Here is a 22,185-nt window from a genome sequence, read left to right as displayed (position 1 = left end):
TATAAATTCATGTTAGAAAAATTTAGACCAATAACGATTCTGACGAATCAAGTCATTCATCGTTTGTGCCGTTGAACTGATCGGCAAAAACAAAGCTCCGTCCTGCACATCATCATCAGATAACCGGGAAAATGCCGGGCTCAATTCTGTCTTGAAATATCCGTTCCGAATCACATCATAATAACGATGTCCTTCCGCTATCAACTCTTTCTCTCTCTCCTTAAATATAGCATATTGCAAATCACCATCCCCGGCAGCGGGATAGGCATCGGCTTTCGCCCTTTCCCTAATTTTATTCAAATCGTCTTTTGCCCGGCTGTCTCCTAACTTCGCGTAACATTCAGCCCGCAACAAATAGATATCCGCCAATCTCCAATAGCAATAATTCGCGTTAAACGTAACAAATGTTTCTCCGGCAGAATTATTTTCTTTGATATACAAACCATTCCGATATTTATATAAATAGGCGTATCCCGTGTATTCTTCCGAAGACGGTTGTGAAGCTTCATCGAAATGATAAAAGAAAGCGTTCCTTCTTTCATCTTTATTAAGGTACAGCCCCCTCACGGTCTCGTTATATAAATAAAAACTAATATTATAATCGTACGGAAAATCACCTACTTGCGCGTATTTATTCACCGGCCAATTCACGTAATAACGAGAAAGGACTTTACTTGTCGGCCAAGAAGACGAATACGGGTCAAGCATCAACTCGAATATACTTTCCGGATTGACAACATTCGGGTCAGACAGGTATTGACAGAGCTCACTTGGAGTTTTCGCCAGCTCGTATTGACCGACTTTTTTCGTGATTAATTTTGTAGCCCAATCTACAGACTCTTCATAACATTTTTTAGAATCTCCCTCGAATTTGTATAAATCGATCACACTCCCCTTCCATGCGTACAAGTGAGCCAACAATGCCGCAGCAGAACCTTTACAACCGAATTGCTTCACGACACTTTTATTCCCGGAAATGTCCTTCATATCCTCGAAAAGAGGAAGAATATCAAATGCCTTCCGGGCATTCGCAATTGCCGTGTCAATCACCTCCAGAGTTGGACTGGTAGCGTAAGCGGAAGTGGTTGATGTATTCTTCGTAATAATAGCTTTTCCCCAACGTCGTGCCAAGTCGAAATACAGCAATCCTTTCGCGAAATAAGCCTGCCCGACATGAAAATTCACTCGCTCTTCCTCGACATTCTTTATATTCCCGATATTTTCCAAAATAAGGTTAGCCAAATAAATAGCATCATAATGATTTTTCCAATCTACATACATAGAACCCTCGTCTAAGGCCGAGGATTGCAAATTCCTGACCTCATCAAACCATGTTTCGTCTGCCAACACCCCCATGAATACATGGGCATTTTCCTCCGAAAAATAGGATCTTATAATACTATGCATCTCCGACGTAACGGATTCCAGCTCTTTCTCATCTTTAAAATAATTGCCTATCGTGGAAGCATTTTCTGGAACCACATCCAACAAAGAGTCACAAGCCGTCAAAAGAAAGCAACATACCACGTAAATATATTTTCTCATAATCAAAATTTTACGGTTAAACCTAATGTCAATTTTCTCGCTAACGGGTAGTTACCTCCATTATCTATTCCCGTGGACGGATTTACAATTTCAGGATCCAATCCCGAGTAATTTGTCCACAATAACAGATTTTCACCCGTGAAGAATACCCGGATACCATCCAAGTGAATTTTACTTACAATATTTTGAGGAAGATTATACCCTATTGTTAATTGTTTCACCCGCATATAATTCACCCGTTCAATACGGGAATCAATCAACCCGCCATACTGTCCCGTGTATTCGCTTGACGATGCCTCCAATGCCGGGTAATCGGTCTCGTCTCCCGGTTTTTGCCAGAAAGTTTTGTCACGATAGTCAGTAAGAATAGGCATGAATTTTTTATCAAAAGCCAACGATGTTTTCATGTACATATCTATCATTTTCCGCCCTAACGAATAAGTCAACAGCAAGTTCAAATCAAATCCTTTCCACTTTATCTCGTTGGCAAAACCACCATAAGCGACAGGTAAAGCCGAACCGGCATAATACATATCATCTCCGTCAATGCATCCGTTCATATCCATGTCTTTCAATTTTCTCATCCCGACACGCATGGGATTAAATCGGTTTCCAAAATATAAGGGATTCTGATTTCCTATCTGGTCGGAATAAACCGGAATGTCTTTTTCATTTTGAACAAACCCTTCATCCTTATAAGCGTAAATTCCTGAAATCGATCTTCCAATGACAAAACCATCCATATCCATGTTCGTGTACGACTTCTCAAAACGATTCCAATTACGGGAAATATTAAATTTAGCTCTCCATTTCACTGCCGAGTTCCGAAGAATATCGATCAACGCTTCCAATTCGAGTCCTTCATTGGAAACTTCCATCACGTTCTGCCACTGACGATCCAAGAGGTAAACATCACCGGGAAGTTTCACGTTATACAACAAAGATTTGGTATACTTGTAGTAATAATCCATCTTCAATTTCAGACGATAATCAAAAATATCCAAATCCAAACCGATATCATATTGATCCGTCTCTTCCCAACTCAATCTAGTGTTCGAAAGAGTCTCCGGACGAACACCAACATTTCCCATGAAACTTCCCCCTATTTGTAAAGTGCCTAACGCAAGGTAAGCCTCGTCAAACTGCTGACCGGACCGTCCCCAAGACGCCCGAAGTTTTCCATAACTCATCCACCATATATCTTTCAGAAAATTTTCCTCCGAGTAAGCCCATCCCACGGCAACGGAAGGAAAAGTCGCCCAACGAACATCTTTCCCGAACACGGAAGAACCGTCTTTTCGAAGTGTAAATTCGGTCAAATACTTTTGTTTGTAATTGTACGCGATACGTCCGAAGCCGCTGACAAGCATTTTTCTTTCCGAATCAGACCGATATGCCTGTAAAGCAATCGGGTATCCGGTTGATTCATCTATCGTGAGAAAACCGTCCAGCACGTAATGTATATCGTTACTCGGGCTTCCCTTTCCACTACCGCTAAATTCATTTTTCACCCACCGGGAATAAGTGAATCCAAATAACAAATCAAAATGATGATTTTTCTTCAAATCGAATTTATAATTTAACAACTCTTCTGTCTGGAACATCATATATTGTTCGATTTGCCCTGTTGAGACACTCAAATTATCAGAACTCAAGTAACTGGGGTCAAAAGCATTTTTTTGTGTCTGCGTAAAATCCATTGCCACGTTTGCCGACAGATTCAATCCTTTCACGATTTCATAAGCTAAAGCCACACTTCCGCGAATATTAAATGAAAGATTGCTTTCCACACTGCCGTTCAACCTCTTCAGCGTTTCTGTTTCCACACTACTTCCTTTACCGGGTAATAAAGTAGAATTCTGCATGGGATCCACGGTCAAGGCTTCAATCTTGGTTCCTCCCCCAAAACCGGTATACCCGGCACCTTTACTTCTATCGGTATATGCCATATATACACGGGAATCCAATGTCAGATTCTTCCGCAAATTCGCATTCATGTTACTGATAAAATTCACTCGCTTAAAATCACTACCCAACATTATCCCTTTCTCGTTATACCACCCCAAACCGACCAAGTACTTGAAATTCTCGGAGCCTCCGGAAGCCTGCATATTAGCATTCAATATTTTACCGGTTCGAAAACAATATTTCCACCAATTCGTGGAATTATTATAAAAAGGGTTTATACTATCCTGCAACTGACGATACACTTCTCCATTTCTCATAGGAATACCACGATTCCAAAAGAAATCATAAGCACCATACTCTTTCTCGAACACGTCTTCGTAAGAATTCGGGAATATATAAGCACCATTGTCATCCTGATAAGCCATGCGCTCATTCCTTGCCACTAATATATGCCACAATCTTTCCCCGTGTCCGCTAATCTGAGTCGGAGTTTCGGGTAGAATGGAACTCGAATAGGATACGTTTGCCGAGAATTTGGCTTTACCTGTTTTTCCTTTTTTAGTCGTAATCAGAATCACCCCATTACTTGCCCGGGAACCGTAAATCGCTGCAGATGCAGCATCTTTCAATACTTCCACGGATTCAATCGTCGAAGGATCCAACTCGGCCAACGTGTTAGTACCCGTGACGGGAGAGGTAAAAGCCTGCATGGGAATACCGTCAATAACATACAGAGGAGAACCGTCATTAACTCCATCTATCAACAAAGAATTATACCCGCGGATATTCACTTTCGTTCCGCCTCCACCGGGAGAACCCGCGACATTATTAATTTCGACTCCCGCCATGTGTCCTTGAAGTAAATTCGCAAAACTGGCAGAAGGAATCTCTTCCAGATCTTTCGCTTTCACGGATGAAATAGAACTAATCAATTCCCTCTTATTCCGTTCTCCATAAGCGATCACGGTAACCTCATCCAAATCGGAGACTTCTTCTTCCAGTGTCACGGTCAATTCTTTCCCGGCTGTAAAAGGCACTTTTTTAGTTTCGAATCCCACGAAAGAGAATACAAGAATACCATTTTGCATGGGCAATTCAAGGGTAAATTTTCCTTCGTTATTCGTCGCCGTCCCCAAAGCCATTCCATCCACTTTTACCGTCACACCCGGCATCGTTTGCTTTTGTTTATCCAAAACAGTTCCGGAAATTCGGCAGGCTTTTACCTTTTCTTGCTCGGCTCTTTTAATAATGACTGTTTTCCCTTCTATCGAATACATCAATCCGGTCTTGCGCCCAATCAGCAAAGAATCAAGCGCTTGCTTCAAAGTCACAGATTGCAATTTTACTGTAATACCGGTATAGCCGCTCAATTCACTTGAATTGAACAAGAAATTGTAACGAGTCTGTACCCGCAAATTTTCAATAATTTTAATCAAAGATGTGTTTTGGACATCCAGATTCACTTTAATCGCATTATCCGTCTGTGCTTGAAGATTTATACTTCCCGTGAAGCACAAAAGCAACAGACAGACGCTCCACTTGGACAATTTTTCTCTCAATCCGAGAAAATTTCTAAGAAGTTGTTGTCGAGTTTCTCTCATAAAGTTTTTGTTATTAATGTGACATTTATATACAGCGACATTGTCAAGGAGATGGACCAACATCTCGTTTGCCTTTTCGCCGTTTATTCCGTTCTCTTGTTTACTTGTAAAAGTAGATTGTAGCAATCCTCTCAAATTTTCACCTCGAAACTTTTTCAAGTTTCTTCCTTGATATTTTGTTGTTTTTTCATAGATTTGTGTAATTAATGTGACTGTTGAAATATACAGCGACTTTGTACGCGAGAGATGGACCAACATCTCTCGTCGTTTTTTACCGCTTTTTAATAATAACTTTCTTTCCCGCTATCTCATAGGTAATATCCCCCATTTTTGAAATTACTTGCAGTGCTTCTTCCAAAGTTTTCGTCCGATCCATATAAATATGAAATCTCATTCCTTGCAACTCGGAAGACTCACAGACGATCTCTGCATCATACCAACGTGCCAACTCGTCCATAACTTGGTTCAGCAAAGCATTTTTGAAAACAAACTCCCCGTTTTTCCAAGCCAATACCGCCATCAGATCCGCCTCCCGTACCGAAAGCGAACGATCCGCCGTCGCAATTTCGCACAACTCTCCGGGTTGCAACAAGACTGAATCTCGGCCTGATGAAACCTCCACTTTTCCGGAAACCAAGGTGGCAAAGGTATTTTGTCCCATATACGCTTTCACGTTAAATTGAGTCCCTAGCACACGTATATTCCCGCCTTGAAATTCCACAAGAAAAGGGTGGTTTTCATCCCGGACAACATCAAAATAAGCCTCTCCGCTTAAAAATATCTTTCGTTCCGTTCCCGTGAAAGTATTCGGAAACCGCATACGGGTTTCTGAATTCAATATTACAGTTGTTCCATCCGAAAGGATCAACGAGTATTCTGCCCCTCTAGGTACAACGATCTCACTATATTCCACGACAGGGGCAACCTGTTCGTTATCAATCTCCCGTTTTTCCTGAACGGTGGCACTCTCCATATTCACCTCGAATCCCGGAATCTTCATGGACAAAGCTTTCTCTCCCGTGATCTCGTGAGTACTACCATCCGGCAAAATCAATTTCACACCTTTGGAATGTGCCACTTCCAATGGCAATATTTTCTCTCCCGCTTCTTTTTCCTTTATGGTTTCCATCCACAAGACCGCACCTACAACGCTTGCCACACACGCCGCAACGGCAACCCACCGCCGCCAAGCAATCATCCGTTGCTTCTTCCGGGGCAACGCCATCCGCTGCCACATTCGCTCAACCCGTCGGGATTCCTCCTCGATTCCTAACACCTTACCCCTGTAATACTCTTCCGCATCCTTCAGAAACCGTTTCCTTTCCTCCGCTCCTTCCATCCAGACTCTCACGTCTTCCCGCTCTTCCTCGGAAGCCTTACCCGAAACTACCCGTCTGATTTTATCTATTTCCATGATTTTTCATTGTCTTTATTATTAAGACAACGTTAGGGAAAAATGGGGGACAAAAAATAATTGAAAATTGAAAGTTGAAAATTGAAAATTACTTTACACGATTGATAACAAACAAGTTAATTAGATATATTTTTTTAAACTGTGACAAGTATCCGTATATCGTTCTTCAGGCAATCCGGTACTATCAGAGCATCATTTAGTATAGATATATCTTCAATGAATAGCAAATTCAAGGTAAAAATATAGATATTTCTATTCAATCTTGACAAGTTCACTTACCGCATATAGAGGCAAATTAACTAACCATTCTTCTTTCCGGTAATCAGACATTGAAGTTCGAACCGCTAATTCGGGTTTATATTTTTGGACAAAAAAACGAAGGCTTTTTGCTTGTAAATTCTCGGATGCCTTAACTTCCACCGGGATCAAGAGGTGCTGATATTGAATCAAGAAATCTATTTCTCCATCTGATTTATCAGAAGACCAATAATAAATAGACAAATCCGGATCAGACAATAGTTGCTGTAATACAAATTGCTCTGTCAAAGCACCCTTGAACTCTACAAAAACAGTATGTCCATCCAATAAAGTTTTGGCATCCAACGCGGTCATTGCCCCAAGTAAACCGACATCAACAACAAATAATTTGAACGCGGAGAAATCTTCATAAGCTTTCAATGGCAGCGCGACCTTAGTGACACGATTTATTTTATGCACCAAACCGCAATCAATCAACCAAGTAATCGCCAATTCAAATTCCTTCGCCCTCGCCCCCTGCCGAATTAATCCATAAACAAACTTTCGATTTTCTTTTGACAATTGTGCCGGAATAGAATTCCATACCATTCGAATCCGGGGAACGACTTCAACTGGAGCATGTTTCGAAAAGTCCTGCTCATACGCATCCAGAATTTGTCGTTGTAACTCCTGCACTTCCTTCAAATCCGTATGACGTACAAAACTCGCAACCACTTCCGGCATCCCTCCCACGTAGTAATATTGTTTTAGTAATTCTATATATTTTGTTTTATAAGCAGTAATCAATTGCCATTGTTTTTGGTGCAGGAGATCGACTAGAGCATCCTCTCCCGCGGCACTCAAAAACTCCATAAAGCTCAACGGGTACAAATCGACAAATTCCACTTTACCTACCGGAAAAGAAGTATTCTGATGTAACGCGATTCCCAGCAAAGAGCCGGCAGCCACCACATGATATTCCGGGGCATTCTCGTAAAAATACTTCAAAGAAGTGATAGCTCTTTCTGCCTCTTGTATCTCATCGAAAATAATTAATGTTTTATCCGGTTCCGGCTTTACACCTGTCGTTATTTGAATTCCCAATAAAATACGAGATATCTCAAAATCATCTAAAAAAAGATTTTTTGCCTGTCGATCATTCTCAAAATTAATGTAAGCAAAATTTTCATACTCTACACGAGCAAATTCTTTCATTAACCAAGTTTTACCAACTTGACGAGCCCCGCGTATTATTAGCGGTTTTCTTGAATCCTTTTGTTTCCATTCCCGCAGGAAATCCAATGCTTTTCTTCTCATAACAACCCTCTCTTTCATTTCTTGATACATAAACTCGGCGGAGTTTTCGTGCAAATATACACTTTTTCGGCGGAGTTTTTGTAATTTATTACATTTTTTCGGCGGAGTTTCTGTATGCAAATATAAATCACAAAAATCAAGAATCGCTAAATCACAGAATAGACGCACGTCTCGCGCAGTCCCCAATCATAAATCTAAAATCATAAATCTAAAATTAAATCGTTCCCTTCAAGATCATAAACGCATAGAGTAACGGCAAGGATTCCCGGATAAATTTGTAAGCTCGTTTCACGTGGGTATGGACGGATGTTTCCGAGATATCAAGTTCACGAGCGATCTCTTTGTAACTCATGTTCCGGAATATCTTTAGTTCCAATACTTTTTGTTGTTGGTCGGGTAATTTTTGCAGGCACTCTTGAACTTTCTCGAACAAGGCGCTGTTATCCTCGTACTCCAGCGTACCGACGTATATCAATGCTTCCGTCAGTTTCGTCCGGTTAGAATCTTCCACTTGGAGATGTTTATAATAATTCAGACAAGAATTTTTCACGGAAGAATAAAGATAACTGCTGATATTGGTTTCATCCGGCAGAGAAGCAGCCATTGACCACAGGCGCATAAAAGTATCCTGCACGATATCTTCTGCCGTATCTGCATTCATGGTATAGGCTAAAGCGAACCTGTATAATTTGGGACTCATCTCCCGAAATACCTGTTCGAAAACCTCACTTGAATTGTCCTTCAATCCTTTAACCCAATCCTCTTCTGCTATGTCACGCCCGTCATACCTCATTATTGGAATAAATATTTTTCCAAAAATAGAGAAAGTTTCCCTTTCACCAAAATCTTTGACACGAAAACACCCGAGAAAGCAAAAAAGTCCGTAAGGTTTATCACGATATTATAAACTTTACGGACTTTATAGTTTAATGAACTTTATCTTATTTCCCCTTCCTTCGGATCAGCACCAGTATTCCCAGCAAAAGAAGCAATGCCGGCAATACCCACTTCAACACGATTTGCAAGGTTCCCCCGGCATCCATACCCAAGTTCAGCTTATTATCAATAGGATCGGGACGGGTAGTATCCACCGGTAATTCCTCGTAAGACAGCCAGTCGAACATCGACATAATCAAGTCCCCGTTCGCCGACGATATCCCCCGGCGGGTTGTGGACAGTTCGCCCATGCTGAAACAATCGGCATCACCGAGCACGATAATCCGTTGTTGTTTCCCGGCATGCTCCCGTTCCAATCCGACCATCGTCGTTTTCACCCCGGCACGCTCTCCCGCTTTCGGGTTCAGGCGTGCCGTGTCATTCACGAAATCGATCGTTTCCAATTCATTCCAAGCGGCAGAATCCCGCCCTTGAAACAAAGGCATTACACGGAAACCCTTCTCCGCTTTCTGCTCGATAGCCAAGGCTCCCGGCATCACCAGAGACGCGGGACGGCGTCCCATGTTCGTGTTCACGTACAGACTCTTCCACAGGCGGGATATCTCTTGAGCCTCCTCCGTTGCCCGGCAAAGAAACAAATGCGGGGGATATTCGTCAATCTGTTGTTGCACCAGAATACCCGGTTCGAAACTCAATCCTAAATACTCCATCAAAGGAGTCAAATGGGAATAACTCTTCGGTTTTCCGGCGATCACCAGATTCCTCCCGCTTTCCACGTAACGATACAAAGTTTCCAACTCTTCGTTCGTGAAAGGTTCCAAAGGTTCCGCCACAACAAGCACGTCCAAACTATCCAACACCCCCGGGTTACGCTTCAAATTCACGTCAGTCACGTCAAACCCTTGATTCAGTAACGACTTCCGGTACATTTTCTCGGCAACCATATAAGAATAATCCCGATTCTTATCCCCGACAATCGAACGGGCGCCATGATCCGACAAGAAACCCACTTGAGGCAACTTCATCGCGATTCGTTTCAACGCCGCGGAAATCTCCGTTTCACCCGGAAGACGATTCATGTCGGCATATACCCGTAGAAAAGTTTTTTGCCCGTTATCCCGTTCGATCAAAGCCACGAAACGATACCCCTCGTCACTCAAATCTATATTTCTCAGCGCCTCTTCTCTAGCCAGTTCCTCCGGGGAAAGATATTTTCCCAACCGGGTTCCCTGCAATTTAGCCGCATCCTTAGCCGCCCCGTACAAAGTCTTTTCCGGGTATCTCTTTTTAAAAGCCTCGGTCGTCGTGTCCGTGTAATAATAAAAGACATAATCGAGTTTGGTTTCCGGTTTGAAACGGATATACCGCTCGTAACGGGCTATATCACTATTGATACCTTTCGTCGTTATGCTGTGAATGCTCCCGAACAGATTCACGTAAGTCGTTATCTTCAATCCGCCGTCCAACTGTGCCACGATATCCTGACTCGCTTGTGTTAAAGTATTGCTCTTCGTGTGTGTCGAATCATGATACCACTTCATCGTCGGACGGGAAGTCAGATACCCCAAGAAAACCGCCGCGAGAAACACCCCGAGATAACGCGCGGCTTTCCCTGCAAAAGAACAGCTCTCCCGCCGCAACTGCAATTTCAATATCGCGAAACACAGGAACATCACGCTCATAAGCACGAAATACAAAATATCTTCACTGCAAATCAATCCCTTGATAAACGTGCTCGCCCTACCGCCAAGCGACAACCAATACGTGATTTCCCGCACGAAGGTAAATTCCTGCCAGATACCGGAAACCAGATTCAGCAAGGTCAGCAAGGCAAACATTCCTATTGCCGCCACGATCGGGTAAGTAGTCAACGTCGACATGAAAAGCCCGATAGCCGCGTAAAGCCCGAACAAAAAATACAATCCCAACAAACCCGTCAACACCGCCGACCAATCGAACGACTCCACGAGGCATCCGGCTATCAGCACGTAAACCAACAGGAATGCCATCATCAACAAACCGTACAGCATGATGCCCAAGTATTTTCCAAGCACGATATGCCTGCCCGTGATCGGGGCTGAAAAAAGCAACTTGATAGATCCCCTGTTAAATTCCTGACTAATCAACCCCATCGTCAACAAAGGCATCAATAAATATAGGAACTGACTCACTCTCGACCACAATCCCCCCATGGGGGTATAAAATATCACCCGGGATATCGCGTACAATCCCCTGCTTCCCAATTCTTGCCGCCTTGCCAGCATCTCCATCATATCGGCAAATCCCATACCTGTCATAAACACGAAAAGCACGAGTAAAAGCCACGCTACCGGCGAATAAAAAAGATTTGACAACTCCAAACGGGCTATCCTGTATATTGCTCTCATAATTTTTCCTCCATATTAAATTATTTCCCTGACAATTTAGCGAACACGGCTTCCATCGAGCTTTTCTCGACCTTAATTTCCGTCATTTCCCATCCCCGTGCCACACTCTCCCGGATAATCAGCTTTATCGTATCCCGATCCCCGTCATATGTCAGGCGGACACCATGACTTCCCACGCTTTCCGCCCGTCTGATGCCGGGCATCGCCATCAATTCATCCGGTAAAGGGGGCAAATCGAAAGTGGCATAAAGCGTGTTCGGCTCGATATAACTATCAAATTCATCCACGCTGCCGGAAAAAACAACCCGCCCGTGTTCAATCATCTTGATCGTGGAACAAGTAGCCTGCACCTCCGACAAGATATGCGTCGAGAGCATCACGGTACGCTCCTCGGCAATATCCCGGATCAACTGGCGCACTTCCAGTATCTGGTTCGGGTCCAACCCGTTCGTGGGCTCGTCCAGCACCACGAACTTCGGATCGTGCAGAATAGCCTGCGCAATACCCACGCGTTGCTGGTAACCGCCCGAAAGATTACGCAACAAGCGGTCTTTCATGTGTGTGATCCCGCAACGTTCCTCCGCTTCCCCGATAGCCGTCTTGATCTTTTTCCTGTCCATCCAGTGAATCTCCGCGCAAAAACGAAGGTACTCGTCCACCGTCAAATCGGGATAGAGGGGTGGTTTTTGTGGTAAAAAACCGATATATTTCCGGGCAGCCACCGGGTGTTTCAACGTATCAATCCCGTTAATAAATACCTTCCCTTGAGTTTGTTTCAACACACCGCAAATAATATTCATCGTTGTCGACTTCCCCGCCCCGTTCGAGCCCAGCAAACCCACTACACCGGAGCCGTCGATCTCGAAACTGATGTCCTCGATCGCCCACTGTGTCGTGTAACGATGATACAAATGTTCAACTTTTACAATTGGATTTTCCATACATACGATTTTAATTCATAACTTTGATCAAGCGTCTCTTTCACGAGCCTTGCTTTTTTATAACACTTCAAAAACAAAAAAGTACCGACTTATAATTCAAAAAAGCTGCCCGTTTCCGGCCAGCCTTCCATCTTGTGTTGTTGTTCAAGATGATTTATAGAAAAGCACGCGTATTTCCGTCACTCGTAACGGATGGCATCTATCGGGTTCAGCCGGGAGGCTTTACGGGCGGGATACCAACCGAAGAAAACACCCGTGAAAGTGCAGACAAGAAACGATATCACCACGGAGTACAGTAACACGGATACAGGCCATCCCAGCAAAGAACCGAGAACCAAAGAAACACCGATCCCTAACCCCACGCCGATAATCCCGCCAGACACGCTGATAATAATGGACTCTATTAAGAACTGGAACAAGATATGCCGTCCCTTGGCTCCGATAGACATTCGTAAACCGATTTCACGAGTACGTTCCGTGACCGAAACATACATGATATTCATGATTCCGATGCCACCGACAAGCAAGGAGATTCCCCCGATACAAGCCAAGAGTATCGTCAACACCTTCGTCGCCATCGTCAGTACCTTACTCATCTCTTCCAGCGAACGAACCGTGAAATCATCCTCCTGCCCCGCGGGAATACGATGCGTCTGTCGCAATACTCCCGTGATTTCCTGTATCATCTTGTTCGTGTATCGCTCGTCAATCACGGAAACGTAAATACCGTGCATGTAAGGGATTGCCAACAATCTTTTCTGTATTGTCGTGAAAGGAGCCAAGACGATATCATCCTGATCTCGTCCCATGGAATTATAGCCTTTAGGAGCCAAAACTCCCACGATACGGAAAGGCACTTTGTCAAAACGAATGACCTGACCGAGAGGATCCTCGCCGTTCTTGAAAAGATTATCCACGATCGTCTGTCCCACCACGCATACTTTGGCGGCATTTTTCATATCCTGATCACTGAACATTTCTCCTCGGTCAACCGTCAGCCGACGGATATCCATGTAATCTTCATTAATCCCATAAACCGTGGTCGGGGCATTATTCGGACCGAAAATAGCTTGACCCGATTTTGACACGTAAGGGGAACAACTCTCCATGTAGGGCACCTCCGAAACGATGGCCTGGTAGTCCTCCAATTTCAAGGTCTGAACAAGCACTCCATTCTGCCGGATTCCTCCTACCATGGCATTCGTGGGATTGACCACCACCATGTTAGCCCCAAGTTCCTCGATCTGTTTCTCTATCGTGTACTTCGAACCCTCGCCGATGGCAAGCATCGAGATCACCGAGCTGACTCCGATAATGATTCCCAACATCGTAAGGAACCCTCGCAATTTATTGTTACTCAATGCCCGAAGGGCTATTACTATCAAATTACCGTAATTCATTTATTCATTTTAGATTTATGATTTATGATTTCAGATTTATGATTATCATCCTCCCTAACTAGCACTTTTATTAATCGTAATTCATAAATCGTGAATTAATCAATTTCTTTCGGTAACGCCTCCAACACTTGCCGGGCGGAACCGATTCTCGAGTTTTTCTTGTCCTCGACTACCCGACCGTCACGGAGTAATATGTTGCGACTACTGAACTCCGCTATTTCAGGGTTATGCGTCACGAAGATGATCGTTCTCCCCTCGGCGTGCAACCGCTGGAATAAAGCCAAAATCTCGTAAGAAGTGCGGGTATCCAGGTTACCCGTCGCCTCGTCGGCAAGCAAGATAACGGGGTCGTTCACCATGGCTCGGGCGATTGCCACCCGCTGCTGTTGTCCCCCGGACATCTGGTTGGAGCGATGATTCACCCGGTTCTCCAGACCTACCGCTTTCAAGGCATTCAACGCTTTCTCTCGCCTAACTCGCTTGGATACAGATGGGTTATACAACAAGGGCAACTCCACGTTTTCCAAGGCTGTCGTCTTGGGTAACAGGTTGTAGGATTGAAAAATAAATCCTATTTTCAAGTTCCTGTAAGAAGCCCTGTCATTTTTCCCCATCTCCCGCACGGGCTTCCCGTCCAAGTAATACTCCCCCGACGTGGGAATATCCAGACAACCCAGCATATTCAACAAGGTTGACTTTCCCGAACCGCTCGTGCCCATGATGGTCACGAACTCCCCCGGTTGGATAGAAAAAGAAACATCACGCAAAGCGTGTACCGTTTCCGAACCCACCACGAAATCACGGCAAAGATTCTCTATTCTGATTATATCTTTCACTTGTGTATTCATAACGTGAATTAAATGATATATCTACTTTAATGAGGTCTTGCCCCGGTCATGTTAGGCATCAAGGGATTTCCACCCGGTTTTGTCTTTATGGATTCAGTCACTTTAGCGGGCAGATGTATCCCGGTAATCACCTTCTCCCCGGCTTGGACACCTTCCAATACTTCCGTGTAAATCCCATCCGAGATACCGGTACGCACGTTTTTATTCTTCAATCCCTCGACGGTCTGTATCCAAACGGATTTCATCTCTTTTATACCCGGTTGTACCTTTGTCTTTTCGGGGGCAACAGACTCCCCATCCTCATTCTCGGGCTGGAAGCGTAGGGCACGCAAGGGAATCATCAAAACATTCGTCTTCTCGTGCGTCAACACCGTGATACTCGCCGTCAAACCCGGTTTCAACTTCAAATCAGGATTCGGTGCGTCAATCACCACCTCGTAAGTAACCACGTTCGATGTCACGATCGGTTCCAATCGTACTTGTGTCACCGCTCCCTCGAAATGTTCGTCCGGGAAGGCGTCTACCGTGAATATCACCTTCTGTCCCTCTTTCACCTGACCGATATCAGCCTCGTCCACGTCGGCAATCACCCGCATTTTTCTCAAATCATTCGCGATAACGAATAATTTCGGCGTGTTGAACATTGCCGCCACGGTCTGTCCCTCGTCCACGGCTCGGGAAATAACGACCCCGTCTATCGGCGAGTATATCATGCAATAATTCAGGTTCGTCTTCGCTTTCAATAAATCAGAACGGGAGCGTTCCAACGCCCGGCGAGCTTTCTCGTACTGGTATTCGGAGGTTTCGAAATCCGAATCACTCACCAAATTCTTGGCGTGCAATCCTGCCACGCGCTCGTGATTTTTCTTCTGGTAATCGTACTCGTTCTGATTGGAATAGTGCGTTGCCAACTGTGACTCGTACTCCGATTCCAGCACGGTTTTATCCAGTTCAGCGATAAGCTGACCCTTTTTCACCTCTGAATTATAATCCACTAGAATACGGGCTATCGTCCCGGAAACCTGTGTTCCGACCTCAACCTGCGTGATCGGTTCTATGGTGCCCGTCGCCGTGATCGTGTTACGAATATCCCCTTTCTTAACCTCGAACACTTCGTAATTCACTGTTTCTTTCTCTTTCGGGCGAAAGGAGAAAAACAAGAGTATGGCTCCCACAACAATAATTATTGCAATAACTATCTTTTTCATCTTCAATTATTTTTATCAAATTATATATCTATCGATTCATTCCTGTAAAAATTCAATAGCTTAAACGCGAGGACTGCTTGGTATTTCGCTTGAATCTGTTCCTGCAAGGCTGACAGGTAGTTATTTTTCTCCACCAGCAAATCAACTGGGTTCTTCATTCCGGCATCAAATTCCTCTTGCACCTGCCGGTAACTCGTGTAAGCCGATTTTACCCGTTGATTGGCTGCCGAATAGCGACTTTGGGCTGCCACGACATCCTGATGTAATGATTCCACAGTTTGCAACAGATCTTTTCGGGTATTACGTTCGGCTAGCCGGGATTGCTCGGTTTGAAGCCTAGCTTTTGAAACATTTAAACGAGCTTTCTTCCGGTTCGTGATCGGAATGCTAATATTAATCCCGACATTTTCATTCAAGCGATCATCCATTTGTGAAAAATAAGACCCCGAACTCTTGGAATCATGATTCGTGGAGACGGAAGCCGTGAGCGAGATACTTGGCAAGTAATCTCCCTTGGCGATTTTTTCACCCAGAATTGCCGATTCAACGTTCAACCGGCTACTTTTCATTTCAGGCATAACCCGCAATGCCTCCCGGTAGACCTCATCTAACCCGGGAATAGCAACGAGCACATTTCTCTCGTCCAATTCCGGGAACACAACATCGAAATCGTCTTCCAGTCCGAGTTCCAAAAGTTGTTTCAATTGTAACTTGGAAAAAGCCAGATCATTTTCGGACTGTATCACCCGATATTGATCGTTGCTATATTGAGATTCCATTTGGGCGAAATCGCTTGTGCTGATAGAACCCGCATCAAGCAAGGCTTTCGACCGTGCCAGTTGCTCTCCGGAACTTTCCAACGTCTGCCTGTCGGTTTTTAAAGTTTCATTCGCATACAGAATTTGCAAATATGCCTTTGTCACCGCTATTTCAATATCATTTTGGGCAACAAGTACATCTTGCGTCATGGCTTTTTCAACCAATTCCTGCTGCTGGATGGAACGGGAGAGTTTGCCTCCCTGGTAAAGCGCCATATTTCCGTTCAAGGAATAGCTACCCGTGTAGGAACTTGACTTTTGGTGTCCCCACCCCTGGGTACTCGAAAAATCAAGTGATGGTAACCGCTGGGCTTTCTCCCTTGACAAGTCAACTGAAGTATTTTCCAAAGATACTCTGGCGTATTCTACTTGAAGATTATGTTCTCTGGCATGTTCAATACATACCCGCAAAGACCATGGCTTCTGTTGTGCCATCCCGTCTATCGCACTCAAATTTATGATACATATGCACACCAAAGACATAAGGTTTCCCCACTTCACGTTTCCCGAACGTGAATAAACATCATTTAATTTTCTCATAAATAAATTCTTGCAGTTTATCTTACTCTCGAACGAATGATTTCCACGATTCGCTCGTTATTAATAATAATCATCCCGTGCTTGTCACTCGTTATCCCATTTTCTAAACGGTACGTGTAAGTCGGCACCTTGTCTTTCATCACAGTTGGGAGATACGCGAAAGTCACGTTATCACACGTCTTCCCCAATTCTTGACCGACCTCAATGATGTGCGTGGAGATCATGAAAGAACAAGCCCGACGATTTGCCAAAGCCCGTGTCACTGCCAGCGTGGCGTCGAAAGCGTCTTTCACGTTCGTGCCCTTGAATAACTCGTCAAAGATCACGACCAATCGTTTTGACAAACTCACTTCCACGGCCACTTTTTTCACCCGTAAAACCTCGGCGTAAAAATGGCTGTATCCCAAGTTAATGTTGTCCGGCACGTTGATTGAAGTATATATCCCGTCCTGTACCGTGAACTCCATACTTTTCGCCGCCACGGGGAATCCCATGTGTGCCATGTAAACAGCTATGCCGAAAGATTTCATCAACGTGGATTTACCTGCCATGTTCGCTCCCGTCAGGAAAAAGATATTCCTGCTTTTCGTGATTTCCAGATCGTTAGACACAGCACCCGGCAAAGCGGGATGAAACAAACCCCGTATCCCCATGGAAACCTCACTATCCGCGTAAGCCACTGGGAAACAAAATTCCCGCTTCCGGGCAACCCGCCCTACCACGGTATTCAAGTCTATTTCATAAAATAATTTCACGAAATCAACAAGTTTCTTGTTTAAATCACAACGCAATATCTTGTCAAACTTAAACATCTCGCTCAAACTTAGCTTTTCTCCCCGAAAACCCAACACACGGGCAAGCGCCTTGTCCCGCAACAGGGAATGTCCCCACTTGATTCTCTCTTCCAAAGGGTTTCCCGTGATTGTCTTGACAATCTCGTCTAAATACCCCTGGGCTTTTTGCAAGAAAAACAACGTGGTTATCACTTGTTCATGCCACTGATTTATAACGGTATCATTTCCTATTAATTCCAGCGTTTTCGCCCTTAATAGAACCGCCAGATTAAATACCCAATGTTTACCGCTGGCGCCCGACAAATATTGCTCCACGATATCACACTCTCTCGTTTCGCCGGGAAAAGCAATATCATGCTCTTTGAAATACCGGAAGATTTGGGTTCGTCGGTTAATCTCCGCAGCATCCGTCAAAGGATTGAGAAACATCCTTTCCAGCAGGCGTTCACCCCCGCGTGTTACCGTATTACAAAAAATACTGTAAACCGAATTATTCTTGTACCGCCCCAAGATATTCAAATCCTCCAATGTCTGCTTGTCTGTCTCGAAACTCATAACGTGCCCCCTTCCCCGTTTATTATTTCTATTATCTTCTCGTTGTTGATAATGATCATCCCGTGACGATCATTCGTGATTCCCTCTGTCAATTGATACGTGTATCTCGGCACACTTCCTTCCATCACCGTCGGCAAATAAACAAAACGAATGTTTTTACAACGCTCCTTTAAAACCTGCCCCACTTCAATGATATGAGTCGAAATCATGAACAAACAATCCGGTATCCCGGCAAACGCTTCCGTCACCGCCAACGTGGCATCATAAGCATCTTTCACGTTCGTGCCCCGGAAAAGTTCGTCAAACACGACGACCAGATTTTCCGTCTGGCACAAGTGCTGTGCCACTTTCTTGACACGCAACACCTCGGCATAAAAATGACTGTACCCCATGCTCAGGTTGTCCGGCAAGTTAATGGTCGTGAACATCCCGTTACGCACGGAAAACACCATCTCCTCCGCCGGCACGGGAAATCCCGCGTGAGCCAGAAACAAGGCTATCGTGAAAGACTTCATGAATGTTGATTTACCCGCCATATTCGCTCCCGTGAGAAATATGACATTGCTGTTCTTGTCCACGTTAATGGTGTTCCCCACGGGTTTCTTCAGGAACGGGTGAAAAACGCCTTTCATCTTCAACACGTTTTCCCCCGCCGGCAAAGCTTTGGCAAACACGAAATTCCGTTCTCTGGCAACTTCACCCACCGTAATATACACGTCCATCAAGTATATATTGTACATCATCTTGAACAATTTACTCCGCTCTTCAAACCGGAACACCTTATCGTATTTTACCGCTTGCTCGTAATTTACTTTCTTCTTCCCTTTCTCCTGCCGATACCAATTCCATTTCTCATTGGCGAGCAATGTTTTCAGTTCGTCATTGGCTTTCTTGACATTCTGGTCACTCGCTTCACCCCCGGAATCCAGAAAGTCATTCAAGGTATTCAACATTTCCAGACATCCCATGATTCCATTGTGTATCCATGTATAATCCGTGTCGGAACCCATGATGTTTTTTACCTTCCGTCCCAAGGTATTGTCCTGTGCCATCAACTGAGTCCTGCTGTCCGTGTTATTCAGGTAAAATTCAATCGCATCAAATATTGCCCCCCGAAAAGGAAAGGACATCCGGCTATCCATGTAATAGGCGATAGCCTTACTCCGGCTTTCAATGGCGTCAATTTCAGAAAGAGGATACTGGAACATCTCTTCCAGCAACCGAGCACCCCCGCGAGAGTGAGTCCGGTTGAAAATCTCATAAACCGACTGGCTCTTACCCGTGCCGAATATAGCCAAATCCGTCAATGTTTGCTTATCTATTTTGAAACTCATGATTCAATTTATGATTTTAGATTTTAGATTTACGATTCAATCATCCGGCCTTCCGAAATCATAAATCGTAAATCATAAATCACTTAATTACTTGGATCTTCTTCTAATCCACAACACGATTCCGGCACCGGCAAGCAACAACGGGATAATCCATTTGAATCCCCAGTTCATCACGTAAAACCCGTATCTGCCGATATCAACCCGGTTATCTGTAGTACCCGGTCTTCTCACGTCAATAGGTAATTCATTATTACTCAACCAATGGAACGTACCCAAATCCATGATGAAATTCGTCTGGGAACGACCTTCCGTGATCTCCCCGTTAGAAATACAATCAGCATCTCCCAAGATCATAACACGTTGTTCTTTACCGTTCACCATACGGGTTAATGCCATTCCCGTGCAATAATCCTTAGCAACCTCACCTTTCGCCGGATTAAGTGTCAAACGCTCCTCCACGTAATCCAAAGACTCCATTTCGTTCCACACTGCATATGAACGATTCTCTTTCCTCTGAATATTCAATGTATCGCTTACCAACACGGGAGTTACTTTGAAACCCCGGTCAGCCACTTGCTCCAACCCGGCAGCCGTCGGTAACATGACTCCATTAGCCAACCCGAAATAGTAACTGAACTCTCTCGCCATGGGAGTAATCATACAATTCAATATATCCGGTTGTAACCATTCCAAACGATATTGAACCAACGTACCTTCCAATAGTTCCACGCCAAAATACTTGTTCAACAGGGGATTCATCACGTCCCGTCTTCTCGGCTCGCCCAAAATATACAAGTTACCTCCTCTTTCGATATATTTCGCCAAAACCTGTTCCTCGTTCTCGGTAAAGGGTTCACGCATATCAGCAATTGTTACAATATTCACATCGGATGGAATACCATTCTCTAAATCAATTTCTACCGTTTCAAAACCTTGGTTTACTAATGCCTGACGGAAATCTTTCTTGTAAGCGAAAAAGTGATAACCGCGAGTTTTCGTGTCATGAATGGAACGCATACCGTAACCTTTCACGAAACCGATCTTCGGAACTTCCAACGTCATCCGTTTCATGGCAGCAGACATCTCCGCCTCTCCGGGGAAAGGTTGCATCGGGTCATCATACGTACGCAACCAAGCTCTTTCACCACTTTCACGCACCAATTCCCAAGCAAACGTTCTCTCTCCCTCCAAATTCGCTATCTTCCGAATTTTTTCCGGACTCAATACCCGGTAAACGGTATCCAACTGGAATAACTCGCACATTTTCTTAGCCGCTTGGTGTACGGTTTGATTCTTGCTCGCCAATCTTTCGGCAAAGGTTTCCCCGTATACCCCATCAGCCGAGGTGATCGTGTCGTAATAATACACCACTTTCAATTTCATCTCCGGTTTAAACCGTTCGTACAGTTTAAATTGTTCCCGATTACGTTGAATAAAATCGGGGAAAGCGAACATCTGATAATTCGGTCCCAAGATATTCACGTAAGCTGTAATCGTTAAGCCACCATCCAATTTAGACACGATATCTTGGCTATGCGGCGTCAACGTGTTCCATTTCGTGGAGGATGCATCGTAATACCCCATCAATTTCGGGCGGGAAGAAAAATATCCTATCGTACAAGCAATCAAGATGACCGCCATATATCTACCGAAAGAAACCTGCCAACGCACTTTCTGACGCACCGCGTTCAAACGTACCACCGTTAGAAACAAGAATAAAACCGTCACAACCGGGAAATACAACACATCCTCCGAGCAAAGCATACCCATAATAAAAGTAGAAGCCCGCCCGTTGATACTCAACCAATAAGTCACGTCCCGAATGATGTCATACTCCTGCCACCAGCCGCCTACCATGCTCAACAGCATCAAGATGATAAACGTCCCGATAGCTGCCACGAACTGGTAAGAAGTCAAACTGGACACGAAAATACCCACCGCCACGTACGTGCAAGTCAACAAGAACAATCCCAACAAACCGACCAACACTACCGGCAACTCAAAATTCTCCACGGTAAATGCCGCGTAAACCACGTAAAGCAACAGTATCCCGCACATCAAAGCGGCATAAATCACCATTGACAAAAACTTACCCAAGATAATTTGCGAATTACGTATCGGCGACGAATACAACAATTTGATAGATCCGCTACTCAACTCCCGACTGATCAACCCCATCGTCAACAACGGAATATAATAATACAAATAATTTTGCACGATACCCCAAATCCCGTTCGCGAACAAAGACATGGAAGCCATCATCGTTCTCCCGCTCCCGTATTCATTCCCTTTCATAAACCACTCGTATCTTCCGGTGAAGTACATAGCGGTCTGCAAAGTAAATATCACCAACAGGAACCATGCCACCGGAGAGCAAAAAAGCATCCGCAACTCCGCCTTCGCTATTCTATATATCAATTTCATAATCTCATTTTTTTATA

The 22,185-nt window shown here is 44.3% G+C and carries 14 protein-coding genes; all 14 read right to left on the bottom strand.

What is annotated here, in order from left to right; genetic code table 11:
* Positions 1–12 precede the first annotated feature (12 nt).
* The 14 genes from H8S64_RS13120 to H8S64_RS13055 all read right to left on the bottom strand — a co-directional run bounded on the left by H8S64_RS13120 (position 13) and on the right by H8S64_RS13055 (position 22,168).
* Positions 13–1,545, bottom strand: coding sequence for a RagB/SusD family nutrient uptake outer membrane protein (locus tag H8S64_RS13120; protein WP_186976498.1), 1,533 nt, complete (start codon positions 1,543–1,545; stop codon positions 13–15).
* Positions 1,546–1,547: 2 nt separating this feature from the next.
* Positions 1,548–5,054 carry a SusC/RagA family TonB-linked outer membrane protein gene (locus H8S64_RS13115; protein WP_186976496.1) on the bottom strand — a complete coding sequence of 1,169 codons (3,507 nt, stop codon included), beginning with the start codon at positions 5,052–5,054 and terminating at the stop codon, positions 1,548–1,550.
* Between the two features lie 271 nt (positions 5,055–5,325).
* Complete coding sequence (locus H8S64_RS13110) at positions 5,326–6,468, bottom strand: FecR family protein (RefSeq protein WP_186976494.1); 1,143 nt, start codon at positions 6,466–6,468, stop codon at positions 5,326–5,328.
* Between the two features lie 252 nt (positions 6,469–6,720).
* Complete coding sequence (locus H8S64_RS13105) at positions 6,721–8,022, bottom strand: ATP-binding protein (protein WP_186976492.1); 1,302 nt, start codon at positions 8,020–8,022, stop codon at positions 6,721–6,723.
* A 214-nt stretch (positions 8,023–8,236) separates the two neighbouring features.
* Positions 8,237–8,815: an RNA polymerase sigma-70 factor gene (locus H8S64_RS13100; RefSeq protein WP_099293357.1), complete on the bottom strand. Its 579-nt coding sequence runs from the start codon at positions 8,813–8,815 to the stop codon at positions 8,237–8,239.
* 148 nt (positions 8,816–8,963) lie between these two features.
* Complete coding sequence (locus H8S64_RS13095) at positions 8,964–11,306, bottom strand: Gldg family protein (RefSeq protein ID WP_186976490.1); 2,343 nt, start codon at positions 11,304–11,306, stop codon at positions 8,964–8,966.
* Between the two features lie 20 nt (positions 11,307–11,326).
* Positions 11,327–12,247, bottom strand: a complete 921-nt coding sequence (locus H8S64_RS13090) for an ABC transporter ATP-binding protein (RefSeq protein ID WP_186976488.1) — start codon at positions 12,245–12,247, stop codon at positions 11,327–11,329.
* A gap of 179 nt (positions 12,248–12,426) precedes the next feature.
* Entirely contained in the window at positions 12,427–13,647 is a 1,221-nt protein-coding gene (locus H8S64_RS13085) for an ABC transporter permease (protein ID WP_186976486.1), read from the bottom strand.
* Between the two features lie 95 nt (positions 13,648–13,742).
* Positions 13,743–14,483 carry an ABC transporter ATP-binding protein gene (locus H8S64_RS13080; RefSeq protein ID WP_186976658.1) on the bottom strand — a complete coding sequence of 247 codons (741 nt, stop codon included), beginning with the start codon at positions 14,481–14,483 and terminating at the stop codon, positions 13,743–13,745.
* Between the two features lie 38 nt (positions 14,484–14,521).
* A complete protein-coding gene (locus H8S64_RS13075) occupies positions 14,522–15,709 on the bottom strand; it encodes an efflux RND transporter periplasmic adaptor subunit (protein WP_436231466.1) in 1,188 nt (395 codons plus the stop codon).
* Between the two features lie 14 nt (positions 15,710–15,723).
* Entirely contained in the window at positions 15,724–17,061 is a 1,338-nt protein-coding gene (locus tag H8S64_RS13070; RefSeq protein WP_186976482.1) for a TolC family protein, read from the bottom strand.
* 17 nt (positions 17,062–17,078) lie between these two features.
* Positions 17,079–18,410, bottom strand: a complete 1,332-nt coding sequence (locus H8S64_RS13065) for a MutS-related protein (protein WP_186976480.1) — start codon at positions 18,408–18,410, stop codon at positions 17,079–17,081.
* Positions 18,407–19,744, bottom strand: coding sequence for a MutS-related protein (locus H8S64_RS13060; RefSeq protein ID WP_186976478.1), 1,338 nt, complete (start codon positions 19,742–19,744; stop codon positions 18,407–18,409). The genes H8S64_RS13065 and H8S64_RS13060 overlap by 4 nt, the downstream gene beginning before the upstream one ends.
* An 87-nt stretch (positions 19,745–19,831) precedes the next feature.
* Entirely contained in the window at positions 19,832–22,168 is a 2,337-nt protein-coding gene (locus H8S64_RS13055) for an ABC transporter permease subunit (RefSeq protein WP_222621181.1), read from the bottom strand.
* Positions 22,169–22,185 lie beyond the last annotated feature (17 nt).

The organism is Butyricimonas hominis (assembly GCF_014287455.1).
In the GTDB taxonomy this organism is placed as follows: domain Bacteria; phylum Bacteroidota; class Bacteroidia; order Bacteroidales; family Marinifilaceae; genus Butyricimonas; species Butyricimonas muris.
The sequence above is the reverse complement of the archived record's forward strand: the minus strand, read 5'-3'. Positions and strand labels throughout refer to the sequence as shown.

Bases quoted from the DNA above. Each gene is read 5' to 3' on its own strand.
- H8S64_RS13120 (WP_186976498.1), bottom strand. From the start codon at position 1,545: ATGAGAAAATATATTTACGTGGTATGTTGCTTTCTTTTGACGGCTTGT.
- H8S64_RS13115 (WP_186976496.1), bottom strand. From the start codon at position 5,054: ATGAGAGAAACTCGACAACAACTTCTTAGAAATTTTCTCGGATTGAGA.
- H8S64_RS13110 (WP_186976494.1), bottom strand. From the start codon at position 6,468: ATGGAAATAGATAAAATCAGACGGGTAGTTTCGGGTAAGGCTTCCGAG.
- H8S64_RS13105 (WP_186976492.1), bottom strand. From the start codon at position 8,022: ATGAGAAGAAAAGCATTGGATTTCCTGCGGGAATGGAAACAAAAGGAT.
- H8S64_RS13100 (WP_099293357.1), bottom strand. From the start codon at position 8,815: ATGAGGTATGACGGGCGTGACATAGCAGAAGAGGATTGGGTTAAAGGA.
- H8S64_RS13095 (WP_186976490.1), bottom strand. From the start codon at position 11,306: ATGAGAGCAATATACAGGATAGCCCGTTTGGAGTTGTCAAATCTTTTT.
- H8S64_RS13090 (WP_186976488.1), bottom strand. From the start codon at position 12,247: ATGGAAAATCCAATTGTAAAAGTTGAACATTTGTATCATCGTTACACG.
- H8S64_RS13085 (WP_186976486.1), bottom strand. From the start codon at position 13,647: ATGAATTACGGTAATTTGATAGTAATAGCCCTTCGGGCATTGAGTAAC.
- H8S64_RS13070 (WP_186976482.1), bottom strand. From the start codon at position 17,061: ATGAGAAAATTAAATGATGTTTATTCACGTTCGGGAAACGTGAAGTGG.
- H8S64_RS13065 (WP_186976480.1), bottom strand. From the start codon at position 18,410: ATGAGTTTCGAGACAGACAAGCAGACATTGGAGGATTTGAATATCTTG.
- H8S64_RS13060 (WP_186976478.1), bottom strand. From the start codon at position 19,744: ATGAGTTTCAAAATAGATAAGCAAACATTGACGGATTTGGCTATATTC.
- H8S64_RS13055 (WP_222621181.1), bottom strand. From the start codon at position 22,168: ATGAAATTGATATATAGAATAGCGAAGGCGGAGTTGCGGATGCTTTTT.